This is a genomic window from Cupriavidus pauculus (assembly GCF_003854935.1).
GTDB classification, from domain to species: Bacteria; Pseudomonadota; Gammaproteobacteria; order Burkholderiales; family Burkholderiaceae; genus Cupriavidus; species Cupriavidus pauculus_C.
On the sequence record NZ_CP033969.1, the window covers coordinates 2,183,811 to 2,209,174 of the forward strand.

Sequence of the window (25,364 nt, forward strand, 5' to 3'; positions counted from 1 at the left end):
AGATGACACGCAAGTATTTCGGGACGGACGGTGTGCGCGGCAGGGTGGGCGAGTCGCCGATCACGCCGGACTTTGTGATGCGGCTTGGCTACGCGGCCGGCAAGGTGCTGGCGCTGGGGCAGAAGACGTCGCAAGGGCGGCCCACCGTGCTGATTGGCAAGGACACGCGGATTTCGGGCTACATGCTCGAAGCCGCGCTGGAAGCCGGCTTCACGGCCGCGGGCGTCAACGTCCGCCTGACCGGCCCGCTGCCGACGCCGGCCATCGCCTATCTGACCCGCGCGCTGCGCCTGGCGGCTGGCGTGGTGATTTCCGCGAGCCACAACCCGTACTACGACAACGGCATCAAGTTCTTCTCGGCCGCCGGCGACAAGCTGCCCGACGAGGTGGAATCCCAGATCGAGGCACTGGTCGAGCAGCCGATGACCTGCGTGCGCTCCGAAGACCTGGGCCGCGCCAAGCGCATCGACGATGCCGCCGGCCGCTACATCGAGTTCTGCAAGAGCACGTTCCCGTACGAGCAGGACCTGCATGGACTGCGGATCGTGGTGGACTGCGCGCATGGCGCGGCGTACCACATCGCGCCGCACGTGTTCCATGAACTGGGTGCCGAGGTGATTCCGATCGGCAACCAGCCCGACGGCCGCAACATCAACGCCGGCTACGGCGCGACGGCCCCGGAAAAGCTCGTGGAAGCGGTGCGCGCCCATCGCGCCGACCTGGGCCTGGCGTTCGACGGCGACGCGGACCGGCTGCAGGTGGTGGATGCCAACGGCCGGCTGTTCAACGGCGACGAACTGCTGTACCTGATCGTGCGCGACCGCCAGGCGGCCGGGCACAAGGTGGAAGGCGCGGTCGGCACGCTGATGACGAACATGGCTGTGGAACTGGCGCTGCAGCGGCAGGGCGTGGAATTTGTCCGCGCCAAGGTTGGCGACCGCTACGTGCTCGAAGAACTGAACAAGCGCGGCTGGCAGCTGGGCGGCGAAGGCTCGGGCCACCTTTTGTGCCTGGATCGTCACACTACCGGCGATGGCATCGTGTCCGCGCTGCAGGTGCTGGCGGCGCTGCGCCGCAGCGGCAAGACGCTGGCGCAACTGCTGGAAGGCGTGAACCTGTTCCCGCAGACGCTCATCAACGTCCGCGTGGAAAAAGGCTTCGACTGGCAGAGCCATGCCGGCCTGAAGGCCGCCCGCGAGCAGGTGGAGCCGGAACTGGAAGGGCGTGGCCGCGTGCTGATCCGCGCCTCGGGCACCGAGCCCGTGGTGCGTGTGATGGTGGAGGCCGAACAGGTCGAAACCGCTGAGCGCGCCGCGCAGCGCCTGGCCGACGCCTTGCGTACCGCCTGACGCCACCTTGCTGCCCGGACGCCGGCCGCCTGCATGCGGCGCGTCGGGACGATCCCCGAAAGCCACGGCAACCTGCCGTGGCTTTTTTCTTCCTGTTTGGCAATTAACCGCCATAGCTTTCCCGACACCGTCCAGGCGTGGCAGGCAAGGCGGGGCTGAGGCGTTGACGCAGAGGGAGTGATGAGTAACGCACGAAAGTGCGACGTTTTCGTGACGCGGCCGGCAATATCGGCCATTTGGGGGGGAGCTTGAAGAAGATTTCGGGATGTCACGGAACTGTCATACAAGCGGCATACAGTTCGCCTTGTCAAAAATTTGTCATTCCCAACCAATGTTCTCTGGAGGACATATGAAGCTGGTCAAGACTGCCGTAGCAGGCATCGTGTCGATTGTGGTGGCGGGTACTGCGTTCGCGGCGGAAATTACCGGTGCTGGCGCTTCCTTCCCGGCGCCCGTGTATTCCAAATGGGCGGACGCCTATCAAAAAGCAACGGGTAACAAGGTCAACTATCAATCCATCGGTTCGTCGGGCGGGATCAAGCAGATCAACGCCAAGACGGTCGATTTCGGCGCGTCGGACGCCCCGCTGAAGGACGAGGAACTGGCCAAGGGCAACCTCGTGCAATTCCCGACCGTGATCGGCGGCGTGGTGCCGGTGATCAACCTGCAAGGCGTGAAGCCGGGCGAGCTGACCATCACGGGCGACGTGCTGGCCAACATCTACCTGGGCAAGATCAAGAAGTGGGACGACCCCGCGATCAAGGCCCTGAACCCTAAGGCCAAGCTGCCGAGCCAGGACATCCTGCCGGTGCGCCGCGCCGACGGCTCGGGCACGACGTTCATCTTCACGAACTACCTGTCGAAGGTCAGCAATGACTGGAAGAGCTCGGTGGGCGAGGGCACGACCGTGAACTGGCCGGGTGGCGGCACGGGCGGCAAGGGCAACGAGGGCGTGGCCGCCTTCGTGCAGCGCCTGAACGGCGCCATCGGCTACGTCGAGTACGCCTACGCCAAGCAGAACAAGATGACGTACCTGACGATGAAGAACTCGGCGGGCGAAGTGGTGCAGCCCAGCGACGACGCCTTCAAGGCCGCCGCCGCCGGTGCCGACTGGAACAAGACGTTCTACCAGATCCTGACGAACCAGCCGGGCAAGGGCGCCTGGCCGATCGCCGGCGCCACGTTCATCCTGGTGCACAAGAACCAGGAAAAGCCGGCCCAGGGCCAGGAAGTGCTGAAGTTCTTCGACTGGGCCTACAAGAGCGGCGCCGCCATGGCCACGGAGCTGGACTACGTGCCGCTGCCGGAAGCCGTGGTGAACCAGATCCGCACGACGTGGAAGCAGAGCGTCAAGGACGGTTCGGGCAAGGCCCTGTACTAAGCTGGTGCTGTACTGAAGCCCGACCCGTCGCGCAGCGCCCCGCCGGCCCTTGGCCGGCCCCGGGCCGCGTGACGGTGCCACGGTGGCCGGACGGCTGCCGTGGCGCATGTTCCACCTACCGATTTCCATCATGGCGACTACGTCCGATCTCCCCGCCGTCCGGCCTCCCAGCCGCCTTGGCGACATCCTGTTCGGCGGCCTGACCCGCGGCGCCGCCATCGTCACGCTGCTGCTGCTGGGCGGCATCATCGTGTCGCTCGCCATCAGCGCCTGGCCGTCGATCAAGCAGTTCGGCCTGCCGTTCCTGTGGTCGGCCGAATGGGACCCGCCCGCCGACGTCTACGGCGCGCTCGTGCCGATCTACGGCACCCTGGTGACCTCCCTGATCGCGCTCATCATCGCCGTGCCGGTCAGCTTCGGCATCGCCCTGTTCCTGACCGAGCTGTCGCCCGTCTGGCTGCGCCGGCCGCTGGGCACCGCCATCGAGCTGCTCGCCGCCGTGCCGTCGATCGTCTACGGCATGTGGGGCCTGCTCGTGTTCGCGCCGATCTTCGGCGAATATTTCCAGAAGCCGCTCGCCAACACGGTGGGGCAGGTGCCGGTGATCGGCAAGCTGTTCCAGGGCGCGCCGCTGGGCATCGGCCTGCTGTGCGCGGGCGTGATCCTGGCGATCATGATCATCCCGTACATCGCCTCGGTGATGCGCGACGTGTTCGAGGTGACGCCGGTCCTGCTCAAGGAATCGGCCTACGGCATCGGCTGCACCACGTGGGAAGTGATGTGGAAGGTCGTGCTGCCCTACACGCGCGCCGGCGTCATCGGCGGCATCATGCTGGGCCTGGGCCGCGCGCTGGGTGAAACGATGGCCGTCACGTTCGTGATCGGCAACACCAACCTGCTCGACAACGTCTCGCTGTTCTCGCCCGGCAACAGCATCACCTCGGCACTGGCGAACGAGTTCGCCGAAGCCGGTGCCGGCCTGCATACCGCAGCGCTGATGGAACTGGGCCTGATCCTGTTCTTCATCACGTTCGTCGTGCTGGCCCTGTCCAAGATCCTGCTGTTGCGCCTTGCCAAGAATGAGGGTGGCAAATGAACCAAGCCAGTCAAGCCGTATCGACCTCGTCCATTCCCGCTGTTCGTCCGGATTCCGACGCCATCCGCGGCCGGCTCCAGGGCTCGCGCCGCCGCACCAACGCCTTTGCGCTGACCGCGTCGCTCGCGGCCATGGCCTTCGGGCTGTTCTGGCTGGCGTGGATCCTCTGGACCACGATCTCGCTGGGCGTGGGCGGCCTGTCGATCGACCTGTTCACGCAGATGACGCCGGCCCCGAACACCGCCGGCGGCGGCCTGGCCAACGCCATCTTCGGCAGCTTCGTGCTGGTGGGCGTGGCCACGCTGGTCGGCACGCCGCTGGGCATCCTGGCCGGCATCTACCTGGCCGAGTATGGCCAGAAGTCGCCGCTGGCCAGCCTGATCCGCTTCATCAACGACATCCTGCTGTCGGCGCCGTCCATCGTGATCGGCCTGTTCGTCTACGCGCTGGTGGTGACGCGCATGGGCCACTTCTCGGGCTGGGCCGGCGTGTGCGCGCTGGCGCTGCTGCAGATTCCCATCGTGGTCCGCACTACCGAGAACATGCTGAACCTGGTGCCGAACGCGCTGCGCGAGGCCGCGGTGGCCCTGGGCACGCCGAAGTGGAAGATGGTGATGTCGATCACGGTCAAGTCGTCGTACGCGGGCATCGTGACCGGCGTGCTGCTGGCCGTGGCCCGGATCGCCGGCGAAACCGCGCCGCTGCTGTTCACCGCGCTGTCCAACCAGTTCTGGAGCGCGGACCTGAACAAGCCGATGGCCAACCTGCCGGTGACGATCTTCCGCTTTGCCATGAGCCCGTTCACGGAATGGCAGCAACTGGCCTGGGCCGGCGTGTTCCTGATTACTGTCGGCGTGCTTGCGTTGAACATTGTCGCGCGCATGCTGTTCAAGAAATAACCGGCGCCTCCAGCCAACTACCGAATTCAAGCGAGACATCAGCATGACCTCTACCGTCATCGATATTCCCGATACCGTGCGCGCCAAGATCGACGTCCGGAACCTGAACTTCTACTACAACCAGTTCCACGCGCTGAAGAACATCAACATGTCGATCCCGGACCGCAAGGTCACGGCGTTCATCGGCCCGTCGGGCTGCGGCAAGTCCACACTGCTGCGCACGTTCAACAAGATGTTCGCGCTCTACCCGGAGCAGCGCGCCGAGGGCGAGATCAACATGGACGGCGAGAACCTGCTGACCAGCAAGCAGGACATCTCGCTGCTGCGCGCCAAGGTGGGCATGGTCTTCCAGAAGCCCACCCCGTTCCCGATGTCGATCTACGACAACATCGCGTTCGGCGTGCGCCTGTTCGAGAAGCTGTCGCGCTCGGAAATGGACGACCGCGTGGAATGGGCGCTCTCCAAGGCCGCGCTGTGGAACGAGGCCAAGGACAAGCTGCACCAGTCGGGCTACGGCCTGTCGGGCGGCCAGCAGCAGCGGCTGTGCATCGCCCGCGGCATCGCCATCCGCCCCGAGGTGCTGCTGCTGGACGAGCCGTGCTCGGCGCTGGACCCGATCTCCACGGGCCGCATCGAGGAACTGATCGCCGAGCTGAAGGACGAGTACACGGTCGTGATCGTGACGCACAATATGCAGCAGGCCGCGCGCTGCTCGGACTACACGGCGTACATGTACCTGGGCGAGCTAATCGAGTTCGGCGAGACCGAGAAAATCTTCATCAAGCCGCACCGCAAGGAAACCGAGGACTACATTACCGGCCGCTTCGGTTGATCCGGGGCGGGCAGCGCAGGACCCATCCAGCATTCGGCAAGCGGCCAGGAGCACACCATGACTGACAAACACCTGTCGACCCAGTTCGACGCCGACCTCAACGCGATCAACACCAAGCTGCTGCAGATGGGCGGGCTGGTGGAGTCGCAGATCGAAATGGCCATGCGCGCGCTGGCCGACTTCGACGCCGACCTGGCCGACCAGGTCATGGTGCGCGAACAGCAGCTCAACTCGCTCGAAGTCGAGATCGACGCGGACTGCGGCAACATCATCGCCCGCCGCCAGCCCACCGCGCGCGACCTGCGCCTGGTGATGGCGATTTCCAAGACGATCACGAACCTGGAGCGCGCCGGCGACGAGGCCGAGAAGATCGCCAAGCGCACCAAGCACATCATGGAAGATGCGGCTGCGCACAACATCAACTATGCCGAGGTGAAGCTGTCCGGCGAGATGGCCATCAACCTGCTGCGCCAGGCGCTGGACGCCTTTGCCCGGCTCGACACCGTGGCTGCCGCGCGGATCGTCAAGGACGACAAGGCCATCGACGAGGAATTCCGCGCCTTCGTACGCAAGCTGATCACCTACATGATGGAAGACCCGCGCACGATCTCGGTGGCGCTGGACTTCCTGTTCATCGCCAAGGCCGTCGAGCGCATTGGCGACCACGCGAAGAACATCGCGGAATTCATCATCTATATCGTGAAGGGCACGGACGTGCGCCATGCCTCGCGCGAAGACATGGAGCGCGAAGCATTAAGCTGACGACGCGCCAGGACTGATAAGCGGAGAAAAATTACATGCCAAGCAGTATTCTCGTTGTCGAGGACGAACCGGCCATCGCCGAGCTGATTGCCGTCAATCTCCAGCACGCGGGACACTATCCCATTCGCGCCTACAACGCCGAGCAGGCCCTGTCGCTGATGAGCGACGTGCTGCCCGACCTGGTGTTGCTGGACTGGATGCTCCCGGGCAAGTCCGGGGCCACCTTCGCCAAGGAGCTGCGGACCAACGACCGCACCAAGCAGATCCCGATCATCATGCTCACCGCCCGCAGCGAGGAGCAGGACAAGGTCATGGGCCTGGAAGCCGGTGCGGACGACTACGTCACCAAGCCGTTCTCGCCCAAGGAACTGCTGGCGCGCATCAAGGCGGTGCTGCGCCGCCGCGCGCCGCAGCTGACCGACGACGTGGTGGCCATCAACGGCCTGCGGCTGGACCCGGCCACGCACCGCGTGACCGGCCAGGACGAGACCGGCCCGATCAAGCTGGACCTGGGCCCCACCGAGTTCCGCCTGCTGCACTTCCTGATGACCCATCCGGAGCGTGTGCACAGCCGGTCCCAGTTGCTGGACCAGGTCTGGGGCGACCATGTGTTCGTCGAGGAGCGGACCGTCGACGTCCACATCAAGCGCCTCCGTGCGGCGCTGACGCCGGGCGGCTACAGCAACATGATCGAGACCGTGCGGGGCAGCGGCTACCGCCTGGCGCGATCGCCAAATCACTGACGCCGGCCGGGCCGGCGGCGGTGCAGCGGGGGCCGCGCCGGCCGATAGCGGATAATGCCGGGCGGACGCAACGCCGCGGCGCTTGTTGTGGCAGACTGTGCCGCAATGCGAACGCAGTCTGAACCTCATCTACTCCTCGCATGAATGTCATCTGGGCCCGCTCCGTGGCCATCCTCGTCGGCCTGGCAGCCGTGGCCGGCGGTCTGTACGCCGTGGCCGGCGCCGTGCCCGGCCTGCTGTTCCTTTGCCTTTCCCTGCTCGGCCTGCTGGCCTACTACCTGTTCCAGATCAACCGCCTGTGGCGGGTGCTCGACGCCCCGGCATATGGCGAAATCCCCAGCGCGCTGGGCCTGTGGGGCGAGGTCTACTACCGGCTCCACCGGCTGGTCAAGCGCTGGCGCACGCAGGTGCTGCAGGTGGAACAGCAGCACACGCGCTTCATCCAGGCCATCCAGGCGTCGCCGTACGGCGTGCTGATGCTCGATGACGCGGACCAGATCGAATGGTGCAACGACGTGGCCGAGCAGCATTTCGGGCTCAACGCGCGGCGCGACGTGCGCCAGCGCATCACGCACCTGATCCGCCGGCCGGAATTCGTCCATTACCTGACCCGCGAGCGCTACGACGAGCCGCTGGTCATGCGCGACATGGGCGAGCACAAGCGCAGCATCACGTCGGTGCAGATCCTGCCCTATGGCGAAAACCGCAAGCTGGTGCTGACGCAGGACATCACCAAGGTCGAGAACACCGAGGCCATGCGGCGCGACTTCGTGGCCAACGTCTCGCACGAGCTGAAGACGCCGCTGACGGTGCTCACCGGCTTCCTGGAGACCGTGCGCGACCTGCCGGTGTCCGAGGAAGACCGCAACCGCTACGTCGACATGATGCTGGTGCAGTCCATGCGGATGCAGCATATCGTCGAGGACCTGCTGGCGCTGGCCAAGCTGGAGTCCGACGCCCAGCCGCCCGGGCACGACCGCGTCAACGTTGCCGCGCTGGCCGCCCATCTGGTGCACGATGCCGAGGCGCTGTCGCAGGGCCGGCACGAGATCGAGACCGAGATCGACCCGGCCGTGGTGCTGCGCGGCGCCGAGGGCGAGCTGCTGTCGGCGCTGGGCAACCTGGTGTCCAACGCGGTGCGCTACACGCCCGACGGCGGCCGCATCGCCATCCGCATGACCTTTACCGATGGCCACTCGGTGTTCTCGGTCAGCGACACCGGGCTGGGCATCGCGCCCGAGCACATCCCGCGGCTGACCGAGCGTTTCTACCGGGTCGACCGCAGCCGGTCGCGCGATACCGGCGGCACTGGCCTGGGGCTGGCCATCGTCAAGCACGTGCTGTCGCGCCACCATGCCGACCTGCGCGTGACCAGCGAGGTGGGCCGGGGCAGCACGTTCCGCATCGTATTTCCCGTAGATCGGAGCGGCTACGACGCCGACACGTCGCGCCACGCGGCGTAGCCCGGCGGAAGCGGGCAGGGCCGGCAAACAGAAAGGCGGACCGTGGTCCGCCTTTTTTGTCGCCCGCCGCGCCCGGCCGGCCAGGGTCAGGTGCCGAACCTCAGCAGCAGTTCCTGCTGGCTCACGCGCTGCAGCTTGGCGCGCGACGCCTTACGCACGTACTCGCCATCGGGCTCCATGATCCAGGCCGACGCATTGTCGTGAAGGTGGACCTGCAACCCTTCCTTGATCACGCGCGCCTTGAGCGAGCGGTCCAGGATCGGGAACGCCACCTCGACACGGCGGAACAGGTTGCGGTCCATCCAGTCGGCGCTGGACAGGTACAGCACGTCCTCGCCGGCCGCGTGGAAGTAGTAGACGCGATGGTGCTCCAGGAACCGGCCGACGATGGAGCGCACCGAGATGCTCTCGGACAGCCCCGCCACGCCGGGCCGCAGCGCGCAGACACCCCGCACGATCAGGTCGATCTTCACGCCCGCGCGCGACGCCTTGTACAGCTCGTCGATGATCGTCGGCTCCAGCAGCGCGTTCATCTTGGCGATGATCCGCGCACGCTTGCCGGCGCGCGCATTGCGGGCCTCGGCGCGGATGTGCTCGACGAGGTTGCTGTGCATCGTGAACGGCGACTGCCACAGGTGATTGAGCCGGATGGTGCCGGCCGTGCCGGTCAGCAGCTGGAACACGTGGTGGGCGTCCTCGCAGACCTGCTCGTTGGCGGTCAGCAGCCCGAAATCGGTATACAGCCGTGCCGTGCGCGGGTGGTAGTTGCCGGTACCCAGGTGGACGTAGCGCCGCAGCACCGCGTGCTTGACCTTGGCGCTGGCCGGCTCGCGCCGCACCACCAGCAGCATCTTGGCGTGGCACTTGTGGCCCACCACGCCATACACCACGTGGGCGCCGGCCGATTCCAGCCGCTCGGCCCAGTTGATATTGGTTTCCTCGTCGAAGCGTGCCAGCAGCTCCACCACCACGGTCACTTCCTTGCCGTTGCGGGCCGCCGTCATCAGCGCCTCCATGACGGCCGACTCGTTGCCGGTGCGATAGACGGTCTGCTTGATCGCCACGACGTTCGGGTCGTTGGCGGCGGCCTGGAGCAGGTCCAGCACCGAGGCAAAGCTTTCGTACGGATGATGGAGCAGCACGTCGCGCTGGCGGATCACGTCAAACATGTTCGCGCCCGGCGGGAACGCCTTGACCGGCGCCGGCACGTGCGGCGGGTACTTCAGGGCAGGGCGGTCCACCAGGTCCGGGATCTGCATCAGCCGGACCAGGTTCACCGGCCCGCTGACGCGGTACAGGTCCTGCTCAGTCAGCCCCGATTCCAGCAGCAGCCGGCGCGCCAGCGCGGGCGGGGTGTCGGACGAGACTTCCAGCCGGACCATGTCGCCAAAGTGACGGGTAGGCAACTCGCCCTGCAGCGCCTCGCGCAGGTCCGTGATGTCGTCCTCGGACACGAACAGGTCGGAGTTGCGGGTGACGCGAAACTGGTAGCAGCCCTCGACCTCGATGGCCGGGAACAGCTCGTGCACGAACGCCTGCATGAACGACGACAGCATCACGAACCCGAACGGGTAGCCCGACAGCGCCTCCGGCATCCGCACCACGCGCGGCAGCGCGCGCGGGGCCTGCACGATGGCCAGGTCGGCGTCGCGGCCAAAGGCGTCCTTGCCGGACAGCTCGATCACGAAGTTCAGGCTCTTGTTGAGCACGCGCGGGAACGGGTGCGCCGGGTCGAGCGCAATCGGCGTCAGCACCGGGCCCAGTTCGCGGACGAAGAAGTCGCGCGCCCATTCGCGCTGGGCGTCGGTCCAGGTGCTGGTCAGGTGAAAAAACACCCCCTCTTTTTCAAGCGCGGGGAAAATCACGTTCTGCAGCATGTCATACTGCGAGGCCACGAGCCGCTGCGTGCGCTCGGTGACAAGCTGGTAGGCCTGCTGGAAGGAAAGGCCGTCGGGCGTCAGGCCCGATGCGTTGTCCCGCATCTGTTCCTTCAGCCCGGCCATGCGGATCTCGAAGAACTCGTCCAGATTGCTGGAGACGATGCAGATGAATTTCAGCCGTTCCAGGAGCGGAACATTGGGGTCGGCGGCTTGCGCGAGCACTCGCGCGTTGAATTCCAGAATGCCCAGCTCGCGGTTCAGCAGCGTGCCGGGCGGCGTCGTCGACATGTCTAAGACCTTGTTTTGGCGATGTGGCGACTTTTTCATAGAATCGTGTCAATTTGATGACACTTTGATTTTGTCATGCTGCGGACATGACACAGACATAATCTTACGGGCTTGGCCATCGTCGGCCTATCCCGCGTAATACTGACGCAATGACACAGAATCCCCGCTTGCTGGCCGCCGTCGACATGGGCTCCAACAGCTTCCGCCTGATGATCGGGCGGGTGGATGAGACGCCCACCGCCTCGGGCCCGGCCAGCCAGATCTTCCAGGTCGATGCGCTGCGCGAGCCCGTGCGGCTGGCGGCCGGCCTGACGCCGGACAAGTACCTGGACCAGCCCGCGCGCCGCCGCGGCGTGGACGCGCTGCGCCGCTTTGGCGACCGCCTGCGCGACTTCGCCCCCGAGCAGGTGCGGGCCGTGGCCACCAATACCCTGCGCGTGGCCAAGAATGCATCGGACTTCCTGATCGAGGCGGAAGCCGCGCTCGGCTTCCCGATCGAAGTCATCGCCGGCCGCGAAGAGGCGCGCCTGATCTACCTGGGCGCGTCGCACGATGCGCCGGCCTGCCAGGGCAACCGCCTGGTCGTCGACATCGGCGGCGGCTCTACCGAATTCATCATTGGCAGCGGCTATCAGTCCAAGCTGATGGAAAGCCTGTACATCGGCTGCGTCTCGCACAGCCGCCAGTTCTTTCCCAGCGGCAACGTGGACGAATACGCGTTCAAGCAGGCCGAGCTGGCCGCGCGCCGCGAGATCCAGGTGCTGGTGCGCCAGTACAAGGCGGCGGGATGGCAGCAGGCCGTGGGCTCGTCGGGCACGGCGCGCGCGCTGGCCGAACTGATCGAGCTCAATGGCATGAACGACAGCGCGTCCGAGCACGGCATCACGCGCGAAGGGCTGGAGCGCCTGAAGCGCGCGCTGATCAAGGCCGAGAATACGAACCGGGTCAAGCTGACCGGCCTGAAGGCGGACCGGATTCCGGTGCTGCCGGGCGGCCTGTCGATCATGCTCGGCGTGTTTGCCGAACTCGATGTCGACCGCATGGACGTGACCGACGGCGCGCTGCGCCTGGGCGTGCTGTACGACCTGCTCGGCCGCAGCCATCACGAGGACATGCGGACCGTGACCGTGGATCAGTTCATGCGCCGCTACGCCGTGGACCGCGCCCAGGCCACCCGCGTCGGCCAGGCCGCGCGCGACCTGCTGGCGCAGTTTCCCGAGCCGCGCAACGAGCGCCGCGACGACAACCTGGCGCTGCTGGGCTGGGCCGCCAGCCTGCACGAGATCGGCATGACGATCTCGCACAGCGGCTATCACAAGCACTCGGCCTACATCGCCACGCACGCCGACATGCCGGGCTTCTCGAAGACCGACCAGGCGCGGCTGGCCACGCTGCTGCTGGGCCATGCGGGCAAGCTCGGCAAGCTGTCGGGCAGCGGCAAGTTTGTCGACTGGCGGATGCTGTTCAGCCTGCGTCTGGCGTTTGTACTATGCCGGCGCCGTGGCGACATGAAGCTGCCGGACATCCAGGTCAGGCAGCGTGCCGACGAACTGGACGAAGGGTTCGAAGTGCGCCTGCCGAAGACGTGGATCGACGCCAATCCGCTGGTCGAATACAGCCTGGCGCAGGAAGCCGACGAGTGGGAACGCGTGGGCAAGCGCTACAAGGTTGTCTACGTCTGATACTGGCAAGCCAATGAAAAACGGCGACTCGCATTGAGTCGCCGTTTTTCTTTTGCCTTCCGTACGATCAGCCGTTTCGTCCGGTGGCAGGGGCCGTGGTCGCCGGAGCGGTCAGGCCGATTGGATGCCCAGGAAGTGCCGGGCGTAGCGCGGGTTCATGTCGCGCACGCGCAGCAGCGTCAGGAAATCGGCAACGTTGAAATCGGGGTCCCAGGCGGGCAGGCCGCAGATCTTGGCGCCCAGGCGCAGATAGCCCTTGATCAGCGCCGGCGGTTCCACATCCAGCGCCTGGTTCAGGTCGTCCACGGGCAGCGGCACGCGCGGGAAGGCGTGGTACTCGATCGGCGCCAGCGACTTCTCGGCGAACTGGCGATAGAGGCTGGCCGCGTAGTGGCCGCCGTCGCTCATCGGCACGCTGGCGCAGCCCAGCATCGATTCGAGGTTGTAGCGCTGCAGATATTCGCCCAGGCCGCCCCAGAGCGCCATGATGACGCTGCCCGAGCGGTAGTCGCGGTGCACGCACGAGCGGCCCAGTTCCAGCATCTTCGGGCGCAGGTGCGCGAGCCGCACGAGATCGAATTCCGATTCCGCGTACAGGCAGCCGATGCGCTTGGCCTGGTGCGGCGGCAGCACGCGGTAGGTGCCCACCACCTTCAGCGTCTCCTGGTCGCGCACGATCAGGTGGTCGCAGTAGGCGTCGAACATGTCGACGTCGGTTTCGGTGGCCGAGGACTGCAGGCGCGCGCCCATTTCCTCGGCAAAGACCTTGTAGCGCAGGCGCTGGGCCTCGGCTACTTCGTCCTGGTGACGTGCCCACGCCACGCTGAAAGCAGGCGCCGGAGCTTGAATCTGGGTTTGGTGCTGTGCTGGCTGACGAGGAAGACGCCTCCGCGCCGACTGGCCGGACAGGCCAGTGGGCAAGGAGTCGAAAAGCGGCTGGGTAGGCGTCGGGAGGTCTCGCATCAGTGTGTCCTTTCGGTGACGAAACGGCTTCGAAACAATGTAGAGAGGCCGGGTGACAGCGCCGTGAATCGATCGTGACCGTTCCGTGACTGACACATCGTTGTCGCGACGCAAGCCTTAACCATAGAACAGGCTTACGATTGCGCACATCGTTGTTCGCCGAAATGCGACAGGCTGATGACAAATATGTGACTTCCGGGGCGCTTAACTTCGAACGCCGCCGTGCATTTAGAGAAAATCTGGTTGGACGACCGCTCGCAGGACCACCTGGGCTTCGTGCTCACGCGTGCGTCCCGCCAGCCACCAGATGCCGCTCTTCTTGACGCTCCAGGGCATCTCGTGGCCCGCCAGCAACAGGCTGGCGAGTTGGCCGATCCACGGCTGGTGGCCAACCACGACGGTGTGGTCATGGCCCTGCGGCCAGTCGATGGCGGCGAGCACGGCGCCCACGTCGGCGCCCGGCGCCAGGTCGTCGAGGATCTCGGCCTTGCCAGACAGCGCCGCAGCGGTCTCGCGTGTGCGCAGGGCGGGGCTGCAGACCACGCGGTAGTCGGCCGGCAGATGGGCGCGCAGCCAGTCGGCGGAGGCCTCGGCCTGCTTGCGGCCACGGCGCGTCAGCGGACGCTGCAGGTCGGCGCTGCGCGAGATGCTCAGCGCGTCGGGCAGGTCCTCGGCTTCGGCGTGGCGCCACAGAATCAGATTCATGTTCGGCAGGGGCTTCGTCGAGCCTTGAGTATGGTGAGTCGCGGCGGCCCCGGCAAGGTCGTCGCGCCGCGGCCGCCCAAAAACAAAACGGGCCATCCGGTGGGCAAGGCCCACGGATAGCCCGTCAGTGTCGGCAGCGCCGGTGTCACCCGCATGACAGCGGGGCACCGGCCGGATGCAGCGAACTCAGGACTTGTGGCGGAAATTGATGCGGCCCTTGGTCAGGTCGTAGGGCGACATTTCCAAGGTCACGCGGTCGCCGGCCAGGATGCGGATGCGGTGCTTCTGCATCTTGCCCGAAGCGTATGCCCAGATTTCCACGCCGTTTTCCAGCGTCACGCGATAACGGTTGTCGGGCAGGGCTTCCGACACCACGCCGCCAAATTCAATGAGTTCTTCCTTAGCCAATCTGTTTTCCTTTGTGGCAGCCCGCAACGGCTGCGTTGAGTTGGTGAGTATTCTGTGGACGCCCGGTGGTCTGTGCGCGGCCACGCATCGCCACCCGAGGGCGGCAGCCGCGCGTAACGTTCCGGGAAGCAATCCGGCGGGCCGGGCTTGCAGGCCAGGCGGGCCGGAGAATCGAGAAGGGAGCGCGGATGACCCTGACGATTACCTTGCCATGCCGGCCGCGCGCGCAATGGGCGCAGCCGTGTACATCACGGGGACAGCGGGCAAGGTGTTTCCGGGCCAGGTGACGCATCCGGCCATCCACATACAGCAGAAGGTGGGGGCGGGGCGATGGGTTTTCCAGTGCGCCAGGCGGCGCGATCCCGGTTACAGGGCATGCACAGATACCCCGAACTGACGCGCGATTGTAGCACGTTCCCGCGTTTTCGCAGGCGCGGCATCGCCGTGGCCGCCGGCCCGCGGCGGCGGCGCCAGGAAAAAAGGGCTCACGCCTTGCGGCGTAAGCCCTTGATCCCTCTACCTAAAACAGCTTGCAAATATGGTCGGAGCGATAGGATTCGAACCTACGACCCTCTGATCCCAAATCAGATGCGCTACCAGGCTGCGCTACGCTCCGGAACCGGCGATTCTATCCCGACACGCCACCCCCGGTCAAATGGAGCCTGCCGGCGCCGCAAGTGGCGTGCGCGGCGCCGCCCGGTACCCCGCTTCAGGCGGGATCGCATTTGGCTTGACTTGAGACGGCGCGCTGACATAATCCGCACACCGCAACGGTCCGACCCGGCGATTCGCGCCTGGCATTGCTGTGCCCACCCGGACCAGGTCCCACTATCACAACTATGGCGTGCCACCCCCCGCTTGCGACGCGGGCGGCCGGACATTGCCTGAGCCATCCCCTCGCCATCGATGCCTGCGCGTCGGGGGCCGATGGGCTGCCGGACCCGCGGAAACCATAAGGACGGCTGTTCGCAGGCCGCAATAGAAAGGCTGGCAGGTGCGTGCGGAGCACCGGAAGTGCCTTTGTGAACGGGAATAAAGATGTTTCAGTCGCAGGTGGTGGTGCTGATCGCAGCGTTGTTCGCGCTGCAGATGGCGATCGTCTGTGCCGTGTTGCGGCGCTCGGCCGGTATGGAGCGCAGCGGGCTCACGTCGTGGGCGCTCGGCGATCTGGTCGTGACCGTGGCCGCGGGGCTGCTGGCCGTCCATGCCTACCGGCCCGGCTGGCCGCTGGCCGCCGCGCCGGAGCTGGCGCTGACGCTCGGCCTGTCGATGATGGTCCACGGTACGCGCCATTTCGTCGGCAAGCCCGGGCGGGCCGCGGTGCTCATGGTGCTGAACCTGCCGGGCCTGGTCGGGCTGGGGCTGCATGCCGGCCTGGGCATGGCTGGCGTCGCGCCGCAGGCGCTGCCGCCCATCCTGGCCGACGTGGCGTCGCCCGCCGCCGTGGCGGGGCTGATGCTGGCCGCGTCGGTCATCCAGATGCTGCTGTTGCTGGAAATGATCCGCGTCACGCTGCCTCGCCTGCCGCTCAAGCGGGGCACCGGGCGGCTGGCCGTGCTGTCGCTGACGCTGGTGGCGCTGGCCTGCACGGTCATCGCCGCCGCGCAGGCTTGGGCGCCGCTTTCGACGCTGGTCGACGGCCACCCGCTGCTGGCGCCGGACGAGCGGGACAGCATCACGCTCTGCTTCGTGTTCGGCGTGGTGGGCCTGTCGGTCAGCTTTGCGCTGATGGCGCACGACCGGCTGCGCCGCATCATCGAACGCCGGGCCCGGCACGACGACCTGACCGACGTGCTGTCGCGCGGCGCCTTCTGGGAAGAACTGGAGGACGCCTGCAAGCAGGCCGAGCGCCAGCGCGCGCCGTTCACCGTGGCGTTCATCGACCTGGACCACTTCAAGGCCATCAACGACCTGTACGGGCACCTGGCCGGCGATAGCGTGCTGCGCCACTTTGCCGGCCTGCTGCGCAAGGCGGCGCCGGCGCGGGCCGTGATCGGCCGGCTGGGCGGCGAGGAATTCGCGATCGCCATGCCCGACACGACGCTGGAAACCGGCCGCGCCATCAGCGTGCGGCTGAGCGCGATGGTCCGGTCCACGCCGTGCCCGTCGGAGCCGGACGCCATCGCGTACACGGTCAGCATCGGCATGGCCGAGCGCCAGCCCGGCGAGAACGCCGACGCGATGATGCGCCGCGCCGACCGCGCGCTCTACGACGCCAAGCAGATGGGCCGCAACTGCGTGTCGTCGCACGACGCCGCCGAGGCCGTCGGCATGCCGCGCCGGCCGCGCGTGCGCGAGCGCGAGCCGTCCTGACCCCGGCCCCAGGGGCGCACCCTGGGGCGGCTGATGCCAATTTCGTGGATTTCCGATTCAAGCCCGCGTCCGGCGGTGCTAAAGATGGCGCGGGTCAACTACACGCGCCACGCGCGAACATCCATGGACATCATCCGACCGGAACACGCCGCCGACCAGCCGCGGCGGATTCAGCAGAACATTCCTGGGGCGACCTCGATCTCGATCCTGCGGCGCGTGCATGATTCGCGCTACGCCACGCGCTATTTCGTCGGCGACGGGCTCGACGTGGGCGGCGGCATCGACTCCATCGCGCTCTTTGCCGAAATGTTTCCCGCCATGCGCCATGTCTTCGTCTTCGACAGGCAGCACGGCGACGCCCAGTACCTGGAACGGGTGCCCGACGCCTCGTTCGATTTCGTCTACTCGTCGCACTGCCTGGAGCATGTGGTGGACCCGTCCGTGGCCATCCGCCACTGGATCCGCGTGGTCAAGCCGGGCGGCTACCTGGTGATCCAGGTGCCCGACGAGGACCTGTACGAGCAGGGCCACTGGCCGTCGCGCTTCAACTCCGACCACAAGCACACGTTCACGATGTTCAAGATGCGGTCGTGGTCGCCGGTGTCGATCAACGTGCTCGACTTCGTCCGCGCGATCTCCGACGCGGTCACGCCGCTGTCGATCTTCCGCGTCGACATCGGCGTGCGGCCGAGCCTGCTGGACGGCAGCTTCGACCAGACGCGCACGCCGTCGGCCGAGTGTGCCATCGAGTTCATCCTGCAGAAACACCCGGCATAGCGGCGCCGCCGGCGTTCCCCTGGCGCAGGCGCTGCGGTAGAATGCCTGCCTTGCCGCCATGGCAAGGCAGGCCCCGCCCGTGGGCATGGTTATCCGCCCTTAGCTCAGTTGGATAGAGCACTCGCCTTCTAAGCGAGCGGTCAGAGGTTCGAATCCTCTAGGGCGGGCCAGCTTTCTTTCCTTCCTTTCCTTTTTTCCCCCTCTTTCCCCGCTTGCCCGTCGCCCTTGGTGCCGCCCTTGTCAGGCCGCCGCCAGCAGGTCTGCCGCGCGCTCGGCGATCATGATCGTCGGCGCGTTGGTGTTGCCGCCGATCAGCGTGGGCATGACCGACGCATCGACCACGCGCAACGCTTGCACGCCCCGCACGCGCAGTTGCGGATCGACCACCGCCATCGCGTCGACGCCCATCTTGCAGGTGCCCACGGGGTGGTAGATGGTGTCGGCGTGGTTGCGGATGAAGTCGCGGATGGCTGCGTCATCGCCATCGCCGTCGCCCAGCAGGTCCCGCAGCGGATCGGTGCCGCCGGCGTCGGCCAGCGCCGCCTGCGCGAAGATTCGGCGCATCAGCCGCACGCCGGCCACCATGCCGTCCAGGTCCGCCGATGCCGACAAAAAGCGCGGGTCGATCAGCGGCGCCTCGCGCATGTCCGCCGACCGCAGTTGTACCGTGCCCCGGCTCTCGGGACGCAGCACGCACGCGTGGCACGAATAGCCATGCCCGGGCCGGCCGTTGCGCAACACGTTGGAGTTGCCCAGCAGCGCGGGCGCGAAGTGGAGCTGCAGGTCGGGCGCGTCCAGCCCGGGCCGGGTCTTGACGAACGCGCCGGCCTCGGCCACCGGCGAGGCCAGCATGCCCGTGCGGCGCCAGCGATAGCGCATGACCTCGCCCGCCATCCGCGCCACGCCGCGCAGCGAGTAGCCATAGAGGTGCCACGACGCCACCGGCTTGCCGATGATGATGTCCAGGTGGTCCTGCAGGTTCTGGCCGACACCCGGCAGGTCGTGCACCACGTCCACCCCAACGCTGCGCAGGTGATCGGCCGGGCCGATGCCCGAGGCCATCAGCAACTGCGGCGAATGGAACGCGCCGCTGCTGACGATGACCTCCCGCCGCGCGTAGAGCGTCCGCGTCTGGCCGCCTTGCGATACCGCCACGCCCACCGCCCGCTTGCCCTCGAAGACGATGCGCAGCGCCTGGGTGCCGGTCATCACGCAGAGGTTCTGGCGGCCGCCGTTGTGGCCTGCGTCGCCCCGGTTGCCGCGATGCAGGTAGGCGCGCGCCGCGTTCCAGCGTTCGCCGTTGAACTGCGTGGCCTGATAGAGGCCCACGCCTTCCTGCTCCGGCCCGTTGAAGTCGTCGTTGACCGGCAGCCCGGCCTGGGCGGCGGCCTGCACAAAACGCCGCGAGAACGGGTTGGGCGTGCGCAGGTCGCTCACGTGCAGCGGGCCGCTGCCGCCGTGCCAGGCGTCGTCGCGGCCGGCGTTGCGCTGGTTGCATTCGCTGCGGCGGAAGTAGGGCAGCACGTCGTCGTAGCCCCAGCCCTCGCAGCCAAGCGCGGCCCAGCGGTCGTAGTCGGAGCGATGGCCGCGCACGTAGAGCATCGCGTTGATCGACGAACTGCCGCCCAGCCCCCGGCCGCGCGGCTGGTACGACTCGCGGCCGTTGAGGCCGGCCTGCGGCACCGTGCGCAAGCCGTAGTTGCGCGGGCCGGGGTGGGGCACGGTCCGGGCGATGGCAAGCGGCGTCCAGACGCTCGGGTGGTGGTCGTCGGGCCCGGTTTCGAGCAGGGCCACCGAGAGGTCCGGCCGGTCCGCCAGCCGTCCGGCCAGCGCGCAGCCGGCCGAGCCGGCGCCAACGATGATGTAGTCGAAGTGGGTGGGGCCCATGGTGTCTGTCTCCGTCCGCGAGGGGTCTTATTGTTGTGGGACGCTGCGCGGCGTCACGATGGCGAAGTTGCTGTCAAACGTGTCCAGCATGCCGAACAAGCCTGACACGGCCTGCGGATTGCCGTCTATCCGGATGGCTCCCGACTGCATCGCCTGCGGCAGCGTGAGCTGCTTGAGGCTGATCTGGTCCAGCGTCGCCTTGGTCAGCGTGACCGTGGCGGTGGGCTGGGCGTGCTGGGCCTCGGCCACGTAGGTCAGCGCGCTGTTGCGCAGCGTCATCGCGTAGCGCTGCTTCAGGTCGGTGAACTGCCAGTTCAGCGTCAGCGTCTTGCCGGCGGCCTTGTCGGCGTTCAGGCGCACTGCCAGGAAATCGAAAAAGTTCGGTACGGTCAGCGCCCGCACCATGTCCGACGAACTGGTGGCGCCCTTGCTGGGCCGGGCCACGCCGTCGCGCAGTTCCTGGGCGCCGGTCAGGTAGATGTTGCGCCAGGTGGCGTTCTCGCTCTGGTAGCCAAGCTGCTCCAGCGCGTCGGCCTGCAGCGCCCGCGCGGCCGCGTTCGACGGGTCCGCGAAGACCAGCTCGTTGCCGATCTGGCTGACCCAGCGGTATTCGCCGCGCGCGTAGGCGTCGCGCAGCCGGGCCAGCACGGCGTCGGGGCCGCCCATCCATTCGATCGTCTTGCGCGCGGCCTGCACCGGCGGCAGCGGATTCAGGTGGGCCGGGTTGCCGTCGTAGAAGCCCAGGTAGCGCTGGTAGACGGCGCGCACGTTGTGGCTGACCGAGCCGTAGTAGTCGCGCGCATACCATTTGCTGGCCAGCGGCTGGGGCAGCGTCCTGAGCTGGTCGGCAATCTCCAGCGGCGTGTAGCCCTGGTTCATCAGGCGCAGCGTCTGGTCGTTCAGGTAGGCGTACATGTCGCGCTGGTCGGACAGCAGCTCGACGATGCGGGTGCGGCCCCAGGTGGGCCAGTGGTGCTGGCCGATCAGCACGTCGGTGCGCTCGCCGTAGCGCAGCAGCGCCTGCGCCAGGAAGTACGACCATCCCTTGGCATCGCGCACCTGCGCGCCGCGCAGCGTCAGCACGTTGTGCTGGGTGCGCACCGCGTTCTCGGCGATGCAGAGCGTGCGGAACTGCGGCAGGTAGACGTTCATCTCCGCCGGGGCCTCGGTGCCGGGCGTGAGCTGGAACTCGACGTCGACGCCATCGATGCGGCGCACCTCCACCGGCCGGGTGACCAGCGAGGTGGGCGCCAGCAGCGTCATCGTGCCGCGCGCGGTGCCCTTGCCCAGGCCGGTATCCACCTGGCCCGTGGCGCTGCGCGGCAGCTGCGTGCCGTACATGTACTGCGCCCGCCGGCTCATGGCGCTGCCGGCCAGCACGTTCTCGCTGACCGCCTCCTCCATGAAGCCGTGGGGCGCGATGATGTCCACCTTGCCGGACTTGACGTCGGCCTCGTCGACGATGCCGCGCACGCCGCCGAAATGGTCGATGTGGCTGTGGGTGTAGATCACGGCCACGATCGGCTTGCGCGGGCGGTGCGCGTAGTAGAGGTCCAGCGACGCGCGGGCGGTCTCGGCGGTGAGCAGGGTGTCGATGACGATCAGCCCGGTGTCGCCTTCGATGATGTTCATGTTCGCCAGGTCGGCGCCGCGGATCTGGTACACGCGGTCCGTCACCTTGAACAGGCCGGCCTCGTTGTTGAGTTGCGCCAGCCGCCACAGGCTGGGGTTGACCGTGGGCGGGGCGTCGCCCGACTCGAACGCGTAGGCGTCGAAGTCCCAGGCCGGGGTGCCGTCGGCGGCCAGGATGGACCGCTGCGGAAAGCGCGCCACCAGCCCGCGCTGGGCATCGGCGTAGTCGGCGCGGTCCGAGAACGGCAGGCGCTGTAGCCATTCGGCATTCGACTGGGCCGTGAGCGGCGTGGCCGGCCCGGGCGCGGCCAGCGCGGCGGACATCGTCAGGGTGGTGGCAACCAGCATGGCAGTGCGGACAAGGCGCATGGCGAATTGGCTCATCGAAGAAGGGAAGCGTCTATTGGATGCGCGCCGCACCTATAATTCAATTGCAAATTATCTATCGCAGACATGCGTAAGGTGCATATATGAATCTGAGGCGGCTGGAGCATCTGGTGGCGGTGGTGGAAGAGGGCTCGCTGGCGGCCGCCGCGCGGCGCGTGCACCTGAGCCAGCCCGCGCTGACGCGCAGCATCCAGGCGCTGGAGGAAGAAGCCGGCGCGGTACTGTTCGACCGTGGCGCGCGCGGCGTGACGCTGACGGCCGTGGGCCGGATGGTGGCCGAGCGGGCGCGCCGCATCCTGTTCGAGTCGAAATGCCTGGCGCGCGATCTGGCGCTGGTGCGGCAGCACGAGATCGGCAGCGTGCAGATCGGGCTCGGCGCGTTTCCGGCGGCCATCCTGCTGCCTGAGCTGCTGTGCCAGTTGCACCGCCAGTGGCCCAAGCTGCGGATCGCCACCGAGGTCAGCCATCCGGTGGCGTTGCTGGACGCGCTGCACGCTGAGCAGGTCGATTTCGTCGTGATCGAGCACGGCACGGTGCCGACGGCCGCCGAGCTGGAGGTGGAACGGCTGCCGCCCGGGCCGGGCGGGGTGTTCGTCCGCACCGGGCATCCGCTGGCGGCCGGGCCGGTGGACCTGGCCACGCTGCGCGCGTCGGCGCTGGTTTCGGTCGTATTTCCGCCAGAAACGCACGAACGGCTGCGCAAGCTGCTGCGCTGCAAGCCTGGCGAGGACATGCCGTTTCAGGTCGAAAGCAACGATTTCCGCGCGCTGACCCACCTGGTGCGGCACGCCGACGCACTGCTGCTGGCGCCCGCCCGGGCCGTGCGCGACGAGGTGGAGGCGGGGCGGCTGGTGGCGCTGGATATTCCCGAACTGCCGGCCGTGACGATGCAGTTCGCCATCGTCCGGCTGGCCCAGCGCACGCTGTCACCGGCCGCGGCGCGTGCCGTGGCGGTGCTGCAGGCCGTGGCGCAGGCATGAAAAAAGGCGTCCCGCTGGGGACGCCTTGGCAAACCAGGCCGGTAAGGCTTACTCGTCGACCGCCGTGCCGACGATGTTGTAGCCGCCGTCGACGTAGGTGATCTCGCCGGTCACGCCGCTGGACAGGTCCGACAGCAGGAAGGCGGCCACGTTGCCCACTTCCTCGATCGTCACGTTGCGGCGCATCGGGGCCACGTCCTCGAAATGCTTGAGCAGGCGGCCGAAGTCCTTGATGCCCGAGGCGGCCAGCGTCTTGATCGGGCCGGCCGAGATGCCGTTGGCGCGGATGCCGCGCGGGCCCACCGCCGACGCCAGGTACCGCACGCTGGCTTCCAGCGACGCCTTGGCCAGGCCCATCGTGTTGTAGTTCGGCACCACGCGCTCGGCGCCCAGGTAGGTCAGCGTCAGCAGCGATGCCTTGTCGTTGAGCAACGGCAGGGCGGCCTTGGCCAGCGCGGGGAAGCTGTAGGCGGAGATGTCGTGGGCGATGCGGAAGCCCTCGCGCGACAGCCCTTCCAGGAAGTCGCCGGCAATGGCTTCACGCGGGGCAAAGCCGATCGAATGCACCAGACCGTCGAATTTTTCCCAGCGCTGCCCCAATGCGGCGAACGTGGCGGCGATCTGCTCGTCGCTGCCGACGTCGCATTCGTAGATCATGTCGGAGCCGAATTCCTTGGCGAAGTCCGTGATGCGGTCCTTGAATCGCTCGCCGACGTAGGTAAAGGCCAGCTCGGCGCCTTCGCGCTTGCAGGCCGAGGCGATGCCGTAGGCGATGGAACGGTTCGAAAGCAAGCCCGTGATCAGGATCCGCTTACCTGCCAGAAATCCCATAGTTTCTCCAAGATCGTTTTGTGAGGACGGGCATGCTTCGTGCACAGGCCCGTGTCCGGTGCACGGCGGGCACATTGGCCCGCAGTTTGTTGCGCCGCGTAAAGGGAATGTCCGGATGGCTGGGCGCCACCCGAACGCATGTAAAATTGTCGCACAACTTCGCCCGGCCACAAGCCGCCGGGCTGTCTCGGGCATTGTGGAGGTCTGCAACCGGATGCTGATTCACGCACGTTGGCCGCGTCTGGCGGCAGGGCAGTGCTTCCGTCGACGCGCGGTAGTGCAATGGGCGCTGGCACTGTCATTCGTGCTGGCTTGGGGTTTTCCCGCAGCGGGGCATGCCGCGCACGGCTTTGCGCTGCACGGCGACCTGAAGTATCCGGCCGACTTTGCCAATTTCGACTACGTCAACCCGAACGCCCCGATGGGCGGCACGCTGACGCTGGCCAACCCCGACCGCCGCACCAGCTTCGACAAGTTCAACCCGTTCACGCTCAAGGGCACGTCCGCGCCGGGCCTGACCGCGCTGATGTTCGAGACGCTGCTGATCAGCAGCGCCGACGAGTCGGCCAGCGCCTACGGCCTGCTGGCTAACGACGTGACCGTGGCGCCGGACAGGCTGTCGGTCACCTTCCACATCCGCCCCGAGGCGCGCTTCGTCAATGGCGACCCGGTGCTGGCGTCCGACGTCAAGTATTCGTACGACATGCTGATGAGCAAGGCCGCCAGCCCCGGCTACCGCAGCATGTGTACCGACGTGAAGGGCGTGGTGGTGACCGGCGAACGCTCGATCCGGTTTGACTTCAAGCAACGCAACGCCGAATTGCCGCTGATCGTCGGCCAACTGCCCGTGTTCTCGAAAAAATGGACCGCCAAGGTGCCGTTCGAGAAGCTGACCTTCGAGGCGCCGATCACCAGCGGCCCGTACAAGATCGAACGCTACGACGCCGGCCGCGGCATCGTGTTCCAGCGCGACCCCAACTACTGGGGCAAGAACCTCAACGTCCGGCGCGGCACGTTCAACTTCGGGCGGGTGGTCTACCGGCTCTACAAGGACGAGACGGCCAAGCTGGAGGCGTACAAGGCGGGCGAGTTCGACGCCATCGTCGAGTACCGGTCGAAGAACTGGGCCAAGAGCTACGTCGGCACGCGCTTCCGCGACGGGGCGCTGATCAAGACCGAATTCCCGCACCGCAATGGCGCCGGCATGCAGGGCTTCGTGATGAACATGCGCAAGCCGATGTTCCAGGACGTGCGCGTGCGCCGGGCGCTGATCCTGGCGCTCGACTTCGAATGGCTGAATCGCCAGTTGTTCTACGGCGCCTACAAGCGGCTCGATAGCTGGTTCTCGAACAGCGACCTGGCCGCCAGCGCCACGTTCGACGGCAAGCCGGGCGCCGGCGAGCTGAAGCTGCTGGACCCGCTGCGCAGCCAGCTGCCGCCCGAGGTATTCGGCGCCGAGGTGGTGCAGCCCAGCACCAATCCGCCGCGCTCGCTGCGCGACAACCTGCGCGAGGCCCGCCGCCTGCTGGCCCAGGCCGGCTGGACCTACGACGACGGCGCGCTGCGCAACGCCAAGGGCGAGGCGATGGTGTTCGAGTTCCTGGACGACGGCGGCGCCATGAGCCGCGTGATCACGGCCTACGTGCGCAACCTGGAAAAGCTCGGCATCCAGGTGCACCAGCGCACCACCGACTTCGCGCTGTACCAGAAGCGGCTGGAAGACTTCGATTTCGACATGGTGTCGATCCGCTTCCCGGACTCGCAGAGCCCGGGCAACGAACTGCGCGACCGGTTCTCGTCCGAGGCGGCCACCACGCCGGGGTCCGACAACCTGTTCGGCGTGAAGTCGCCGGCCATCGACAAGCTCGTGGACGCCGTGCTGCACGCCGAAAGCCGCGAGGAACTGGTGACCGCCGGCCGCGCGCTGGACCGCGTGCTGATGCATGGCTACTACATCGTGCCGAACTGGTACAGTGCCTTCCACCGTGTGTCGTACCGCAAGGAGCTCGGCTATCCGACGCGCCTGCCGTACTACTACACCGCCGAGGGCTGGATCCTGTCGAGCTGGTGGCGCCGCGACCTGGCGCCGAAGACCCAGTAATCCAG

At 67.0% G+C, this 25,364-nt stretch carries 20 protein-coding genes and 2 tRNA genes; 14 read left to right on the top strand and 8 right to left on the bottom strand.

Features of this window, described 5'->3' with window-relative positions; genetic code table 11:
* Positions 1-2 precede the first annotated feature (2 nt).
* From glmM to phoR, 8 genes are all read left to right on the top strand, one after another.
* Complete coding sequence (gene glmM / locus EHF44_RS11830) at positions 3-1,349, top strand: phosphoglucosamine mutase (protein ID WP_124683913.1); 1,347 nt, start codon at positions 3-5, stop codon at positions 1,347-1,349.
* A 349-nt stretch (positions 1,350-1,698) separates the two neighbouring features.
* Positions 1,699-2,730 carry a phosphate ABC transporter substrate-binding protein PstS gene (gene pstS / locus EHF44_RS11835; protein WP_124683914.1) on the top strand — a complete coding sequence of 344 codons (1,032 nt, stop codon included), beginning with the start codon at positions 1,699-1,701 and terminating at the stop codon, positions 2,728-2,730.
* Between the two features lie 130 nt (positions 2,731-2,860).
* The gene (pstC, locus tag EHF44_RS11840) at positions 2,861-3,826 is read left to right on the top strand and encodes a phosphate ABC transporter permease PstC (RefSeq protein ID WP_124683915.1); all 966 of its coding nucleotides are present in this window, start codon (positions 2,861-2,863) and stop codon (positions 3,824-3,826) included.
* Positions 3,823-4,725, top strand: a complete 903-nt coding sequence (pstA, locus tag EHF44_RS11845) for a phosphate ABC transporter permease PstA (protein ID WP_124683916.1) — start codon at positions 3,823-3,825, stop codon at positions 4,723-4,725. The genes pstC and pstA overlap by 4 nt, the downstream gene beginning before the upstream one ends.
* 43 nt (positions 4,726-4,768) lie before the next feature.
* Positions 4,769-5,557 (top strand): phosphate ABC transporter ATP-binding protein PstB, encoded by a 789-nt coding sequence (gene pstB, locus EHF44_RS11850; RefSeq protein ID WP_061959259.1) that lies wholly within the window; start codon positions 4,769-4,771, stop codon positions 5,555-5,557.
* A 57-nt stretch (positions 5,558-5,614) separates the two neighbouring features.
* Entirely contained in the window at positions 5,615-6,319 is a 705-nt protein-coding gene (gene phoU / locus EHF44_RS11855) for a phosphate signaling complex protein PhoU (RefSeq protein ID WP_124683917.1), read from the top strand.
* A gap of 35 nt (positions 6,320-6,354) precedes the next feature.
* Positions 6,355-7,062 carry a phosphate regulon transcriptional regulator PhoB gene (gene phoB / locus EHF44_RS11860; RefSeq protein ID WP_124683918.1) on the top strand — a complete coding sequence of 236 codons (708 nt, stop codon included), beginning with the start codon at positions 6,355-6,357 and terminating at the stop codon, positions 7,060-7,062.
* Between the two features lie 140 nt (positions 7,063-7,202).
* The gene (phoR, locus tag EHF44_RS11865) at positions 7,203-8,525 is read left to right on the top strand and encodes a phosphate regulon sensor histidine kinase PhoR (protein ID WP_124683919.1); all 1,323 of its coding nucleotides are present in this window, start codon (positions 7,203-7,205) and stop codon (positions 8,523-8,525) included.
* 86 nt (positions 8,526-8,611) lie between these two features.
* Here phoR and ppk1 read toward each other — a convergent pair whose 3' ends face one another.
* The gene (gene ppk1, locus EHF44_RS11870; protein ID WP_124683920.1) at positions 8,612-10,732 is read right to left on the bottom strand and encodes a polyphosphate kinase 1; all 2,121 of its coding nucleotides are present in this window, start codon (positions 10,730-10,732) and stop codon (positions 8,612-8,614) included.
* A 110-nt stretch (positions 10,733-10,842) separates the two neighbouring features.
* On the opposite strand from ppk1, the gene ppx reads away from it, so the two are divergent.
* Complete coding sequence (gene ppx / locus EHF44_RS11875) at positions 10,843-12,375, top strand: exopolyphosphatase (protein ID WP_124683921.1); 1,533 nt, start codon at positions 10,843-10,845, stop codon at positions 12,373-12,375.
* A 111-nt stretch (positions 12,376-12,486) separates the two neighbouring features.
* Here the strand turns inward: ppx and EHF44_RS11880 are convergent, their stop codons facing one another.
* From EHF44_RS11880 to EHF44_RS11895, 4 genes are all read right to left on the bottom strand, one after another.
* A complete protein-coding gene (locus tag EHF44_RS11880) occupies positions 12,487-13,338 on the bottom strand; it encodes a GNAT family N-acetyltransferase (RefSeq protein WP_124683922.1) in 852 nt (283 codons plus the stop codon).
* Between the two features lie 228 nt (positions 13,339-13,566).
* Positions 13,567-14,043, bottom strand: a complete 477-nt coding sequence (locus tag EHF44_RS11885) for a SixA phosphatase family protein (RefSeq protein WP_124683923.1) — start codon at positions 14,041-14,043, stop codon at positions 13,567-13,569.
* A 186-nt stretch (positions 14,044-14,229) separates the two neighbouring features.
* On the bottom strand, positions 14,230-14,451 hold the full coding sequence (gene infA, locus EHF44_RS11890; protein ID WP_008641674.1) for a translation initiation factor IF-1: 222 nt from the start codon (positions 14,449-14,451) through the stop codon (positions 14,230-14,232).
* 539 nt (positions 14,452-14,990) lie between these two features.
* Positions 14,991-15,067: transfer RNA gene (locus EHF44_RS11895), tRNA-Pro, on the bottom strand.
* Between the two features lie 422 nt (positions 15,068-15,489).
* On the opposite strand from EHF44_RS11895, the gene EHF44_RS11900 reads away from it, so the two are divergent.
* From EHF44_RS11900 to EHF44_RS11910, 3 genes are all read left to right on the top strand, one after another.
* Positions 15,490-16,764: a GGDEF domain-containing protein gene (locus tag EHF44_RS11900; protein WP_124683924.1), complete on the top strand. Its 1,275-nt coding sequence runs from the start codon at positions 15,490-15,492 to the stop codon at positions 16,762-16,764.
* A 123-nt stretch (positions 16,765-16,887) separates the two neighbouring features.
* On the top strand, positions 16,888-17,541 hold the full coding sequence (locus EHF44_RS11905) for a class I SAM-dependent methyltransferase (protein ID WP_124683925.1): 654 nt from the start codon (positions 16,888-16,890) through the stop codon (positions 17,539-17,541).
* A 93-nt stretch (positions 17,542-17,634) separates the two neighbouring features.
* A tRNA-Arg gene (locus EHF44_RS11910) sits at positions 17,635-17,711 on the top strand.
* A 70-nt stretch (positions 17,712-17,781) separates the two neighbouring features.
* Here the strand turns inward: EHF44_RS11910 and EHF44_RS11915 are convergent.
* On the bottom strand, positions 17,782-19,428 hold the full coding sequence (locus tag EHF44_RS11915) for a GMC family oxidoreductase (RefSeq protein ID WP_124683926.1): 1,647 nt from the start codon (positions 19,426-19,428) through the stop codon (positions 17,782-17,784).
* A gap of 27 nt (positions 19,429-19,455) precedes the next feature.
* Positions 19,456-21,429, bottom strand: a complete 1,974-nt coding sequence (locus EHF44_RS11920) for an alkyl/aryl-sulfatase (protein WP_124683927.1) — start codon at positions 21,427-21,429, stop codon at positions 19,456-19,458.
* Between the two features lie 101 nt (positions 21,430-21,530).
* On the opposite strand from EHF44_RS11920, the gene EHF44_RS11925 reads away from it, so the two are divergent.
* Complete coding sequence (locus EHF44_RS11925) at positions 21,531-22,427, top strand: LysR family transcriptional regulator (protein ID WP_124683928.1); 897 nt, start codon at positions 21,531-21,533, stop codon at positions 22,425-22,427.
* A gap of 48 nt (positions 22,428-22,475) precedes the next feature.
* Here EHF44_RS11925 and fabI read toward each other — a convergent pair whose 3' ends face one another.
* Positions 22,476-23,258, bottom strand: a complete 783-nt coding sequence (fabI, locus tag EHF44_RS11930; protein ID WP_124683929.1) for an enoyl-ACP reductase FabI — start codon at positions 23,256-23,258, stop codon at positions 22,476-22,478.
* Between the two features lie 214 nt (positions 23,259-23,472).
* Between fabI and EHF44_RS11935 the strand changes: the two genes are divergently transcribed.
* Positions 23,473-25,359 carry an extracellular solute-binding protein gene (locus EHF44_RS11935; protein WP_124683930.1) on the top strand — a complete coding sequence of 629 codons (1,887 nt, stop codon included), beginning with the start codon at positions 23,473-23,475 and terminating at the stop codon, positions 25,357-25,359.
* Positions 25,360-25,364: the final 5 nt, after the last annotated feature.

Bases quoted from the DNA above. Each gene is read 5' to 3' on its own strand.
- phoR (WP_124683919.1), top strand. From the start codon at position 7,203: ATGAATGTCATCTGGGCCCGCTCCGTGGCCATCCTCGTCGGCCTGGCA.
- fabI (WP_124683929.1), bottom strand. From the start codon at position 23,258: ATGGGATTTCTGGCAGGTAAGCGGATCCTGATCACGGGCTTGCTTTCG.
- EHF44_RS11900 (WP_124683924.1), top strand. From the start codon at position 15,490: ATGTTTCAGTCGCAGGTGGTGGTGCTGATCGCAGCGTTGTTCGCGCTG.
- phoU (WP_124683917.1), top strand. From the start codon at position 5,615: ATGACTGACAAACACCTGTCGACCCAGTTCGACGCCGACCTCAACGCG.
- pstA (WP_124683916.1), top strand. From the start codon at position 3,823: ATGAACCAAGCCAGTCAAGCCGTATCGACCTCGTCCATTCCCGCTGTT.
- EHF44_RS11925 (WP_124683928.1), top strand. From the start codon at position 21,531: ATGAATCTGAGGCGGCTGGAGCATCTGGTGGCGGTGGTGGAAGAGGGC.
- ppx (WP_124683921.1), top strand. From the start codon at position 10,843: ATGACACAGAATCCCCGCTTGCTGGCCGCCGTCGACATGGGCTCCAAC.
- EHF44_RS11920 (WP_124683927.1), bottom strand. From the start codon at position 21,429: ATGCGCCTTGTCCGCACTGCCATGCTGGTTGCCACCACCCTGACGATG.
- EHF44_RS11935 (WP_124683930.1), top strand. From the start codon at position 23,473: ATGCTGATTCACGCACGTTGGCCGCGTCTGGCGGCAGGGCAGTGCTTC.
- EHF44_RS11915 (WP_124683926.1), bottom strand. From the start codon at position 19,428: ATGGGCCCCACCCACTTCGACTACATCATCGTTGGCGCCGGCTCGGCC.
- ppk1 (WP_124683920.1), bottom strand. From the start codon at position 10,732: ATGAAAAAGTCGCCACATCGCCAAAACAAGGTCTTAGACATGTCGACG.
- pstB (WP_061959259.1), top strand. From the start codon at position 4,769: ATGACCTCTACCGTCATCGATATTCCCGATACCGTGCGCGCCAAGATC.
- glmM (WP_124683913.1), top strand. From the start codon at position 3: ATGACACGCAAGTATTTCGGGACGGACGGTGTGCGCGGCAGGGTGGGC.
- EHF44_RS11885 (WP_124683923.1), bottom strand. From the start codon at position 14,043: ATGAATCTGATTCTGTGGCGCCACGCCGAAGCCGAGGACCTGCCCGAC.
- pstC (WP_124683915.1), top strand. From the start codon at position 2,861: ATGGCGACTACGTCCGATCTCCCCGCCGTCCGGCCTCCCAGCCGCCTT.
- EHF44_RS11880 (WP_124683922.1), bottom strand. From the start codon at position 13,338: ATGCGAGACCTCCCGACGCCTACCCAGCCGCTTTTCGACTCCTTGCCC.
- pstS (WP_124683914.1), top strand. From the start codon at position 1,699: ATGAAGCTGGTCAAGACTGCCGTAGCAGGCATCGTGTCGATTGTGGTG.
- phoB (WP_124683918.1), top strand. From the start codon at position 6,355: ATGCCAAGCAGTATTCTCGTTGTCGAGGACGAACCGGCCATCGCCGAG.
- EHF44_RS11905 (WP_124683925.1), top strand. From the start codon at position 16,888: ATGGACATCATCCGACCGGAACACGCCGCCGACCAGCCGCGGCGGATT.